The sequence below is a fragment of the Microbulbifer mangrovi genome, from assembly GCF_002009015.1.
Lineage (GTDB): Bacteria > Pseudomonadota > Gammaproteobacteria > Pseudomonadales > Cellvibrionaceae > Microbulbifer > Microbulbifer mangrovi.
Map to the genome: position 1 here is coordinate 1 of NZ_LZDE01000057.1, position 518 is coordinate 518.

Consider the following 518-nt stretch of genomic DNA (forward strand, 5'->3'; position numbering starts at 1 on the left):
TCGCCCCTGTTGCGGGCGTTATAACTCATTGGAGATTCTAGATGTTCGGCACAATTCTGGCTGGTGTTATTGTATTCATCATTAGCCAATTCATACTGAAGTTAATTTTGGAACCAATAGTATCTCTTAAGGAAAAGCTGGGGCTGTTATCGGCAAAACTACTACGGCATCAAAGTGCCATCGTTGGGGGTAGCGCCAGTAAAGATATTATCGATGAAATCCAGGAAGTGTCTGCAAGTGTATTGTCCTCTGCGAATGCAATACCTTTTTATCCTGCATTTTCTAAAATGTGTAAGATTCCAAGCGCTAGACAACTATTGGAAAGTTGTCGTTCACTGAATGTAGTTCTTGGAGATCTCTTTGAATTAACTTACGGTCAAAGCCCAAACGTAGAGTCTCCGAAAGAAAGAAGAGAAAGGTTGCGGTCAATTGGCTCTGGTTTAAGAATCACCACTACTTATGCAGTTTCTGGCGAGAAATAGTTATAACAATGCGAGGCAGTTTGTTCCGGCCCTTCG

At 42.1% G+C, this 518-nt stretch carries 1 protein-coding gene; it reads left to right on the forward strand.

Annotated elements, in window-relative coordinates; genetic code table 11:
- Positions 1–41 precede the first annotated feature (41 nt).
- Positions 42–482 (forward strand): hypothetical protein, encoded by a 441-nt coding sequence (locus B4U49_RS18760; RefSeq protein ID WP_143735415.1) that lies wholly within the window; start codon positions 42–44, stop codon positions 480–482.
- Positions 483–518 lie beyond the last annotated feature (36 nt).